This is a genomic window from Microvirga sp. HBU67558 (assembly GCF_018069605.1).
Lineage (GTDB): Bacteria > Pseudomonadota > Alphaproteobacteria > Rhizobiales > Beijerinckiaceae > Microvirga > Microvirga terrae.
In genome coordinates, this window is the sequence record NZ_JAGPUP010000351.1 from 1 (window position 1) to 2082 (window position 2082).

The 2082-nt window shown below is 60.2% G+C and carries 1 protein-coding gene and 1 pseudogene; one reads left to right on the top strand and one right to left on the bottom strand.

Annotated elements, in window-relative coordinates; genetic code table 11:
* Positions 1 to 695 (bottom strand): annotated as a pseudogene (locus KBI52_RS01755) (transposase); the annotation flags it as partial.
* 1250 nt (positions 696 to 1945) lie between these two features.
* Here KBI52_RS01755 and KBI52_RS01760 point away from each other — a divergent pair.
* On the top strand, positions 1946 to 2082 hold a 137-nt coding region (locus tag KBI52_RS01760), incomplete at its 3' end, for an SDR family NAD(P)-dependent oxidoreductase (protein ID WP_210804919.1).

The window sequence follows — 2082 nt, forward strand, 5'->3', positions numbered from 1 at the left end:
TCGCGGTACACGCGTCCGAGATAGATCTTCAGCCGCTTCAGTTCGCGGCGCATGCGCCGCATCTGGCGGGCATGGGCATAGCGACCGACCTGCACGGCTGCGCGTTGGGCCAGACGGGTGTGGGCCAGACGGGTGTGGGCCTGACGCAGCTCGAGGCCATGCCGCTTGGCCTGCCGCACCAGCGCCTGCAAGGCCTTCAGGCACAGCTTCGCGTCGGTGGGATGGGCCATCGCCTTGGGCTGCAGCGTGGTGTCGACGCTGATCCGCTCCAGGCTCGACGACCGCACGGCGCCGCTGTCCAGCCCGGCCTGGATGGTGGCCGCCAGCAGGCTCTCGAGTCCGTCGGGTCCGAGCCGTTTGCGCCAGCGCGTCAGCGAGCTGGGATCGCACGGCAGCTCATGCTGGAAGTACTCACAGCCACAGAACCACTGCAAATACGGGTTCTCGATCCAGCGTTGCACCACCGCCTCATCGGACAGGTTGAAGGTGTGCTGGAGATACGACAGCCCAACCATCAGGCGCGTCGGCTTGGCGGGCCGCCCCAGGGGCCGATAGAAGCGGCCGAACTCCTGATCGAAGCGGTCTTAGTCGATGAGAGCCGCCAATCGAAACAGCTCGTGACGGGGATCGAGGATTTGGTCGAGGCGGCTGCGGTAGAGATCACCGGAACTCGGCAGCGTCGGCTTGGGTCCCATGGCAAAGCACCAGGTTTGAGCGGGTCCGTCCCCAGATGCTGGCATTTTACAATGCTTCGTGGCGACGAAGAATCCTTCTGCCCCAACAAGTTGTGGGTTATTTAGGGCCGACTAAGTGACTTGCCTCAGCTTAAAAGCACCTTCAGAGCCCATATCTCCGTTACGTTGACGATGCTCTTGCCCCTCGGTCTTTAGCACGTCATGCTTGGGCGAGCACAGGGCAGTCGAGGATAGCACCGTATTTGCGAGAGCCATTGGCGCACCGGGGGTAGTCTCTCAAGGATTCCGTTTAGCCCGTGATTGCGCTGACACGTCCCTGCCGGGGCGCGGGGCGAGCCGTTCCGCTTGTTGGTATGCGCCGCTGATCTAGCGGAGTGCATTGTCCACATAGCAAGGCTCTTTCCGCGAAGCTCCATCATGCGGAGACGGCTGTTGAGCACATCGACGGCCCTGCACTGATGGAGCTTCTGGCGAGCGATGTGGCGCATGAGAAGACTCAACAATTCCAACAACGACGAGAAACACTACAAGCACGCATCCATATCCAGACATGTGTCTCTTGCTAGGCATACGGCCAGATGCGCTCCAGAGGATCCAATTTGAGCGAAGCGGAGGGCAGCGGCAGGCGCGCGATCGTGTCTCAGACGGGCAACGTCCACCCATCATGCCACTCCGCTTGTCCCTGGATCAGCACCGCGTGAGCGCTTGGCGCACTTCCATCGCGCCTGCGTCCGCTCGCGGAAGCGCTAACACAAAGACATAACGCGTTTCTGCCAGACATGCTGCAAACAGCCAAAAGCCATTGTAGCTCTTTTCGACAACGCTCGATAGGCCGCCGCACTCGGGCAGACCTGGATCGGTTAAACTTTCTGGCCAAACCGCACCTCGTCCCCCAGAGCTTGACACAGCCCCCGAATTGCAAGCCGAGATGCATCTACTGCATTCGTGCTCTGCGCCATTGGCACGCCCTTTGCAAAGTCCTCGTCGAACGGCCACCGAAATTGCCGACCGGATCCTTCAGGTCTGAGTAACCACACAATCAATGTGATAAAGGTAAGGAAAGCAACATGCCAGAGCCGCACCAACATACTGAGCCGAGAAGCGCTTTATCGCGCCCTGACGGTCAGCCCTTAACCTATCGAAAGTACGTCGCCGGCGCCCCACGGCGATGTTCGAACCCGAGGTTCGGGAAGGTTATGTTAGAGCTGACAGCAGGATATCCCATCAACGCAATAGGGAGAAGAAACAGCATGGCGCGTGTTGCATTGGTCACCGGTGGCACCCGCGGCATCGGTGCCGCGATTTCAAAAGCCTTGAAGGATGCGGGCTACAAGGTTGCGGCCAATTACGGCGGCAATGACGAGGCCGCCAACCAGTTCAAGGGTGA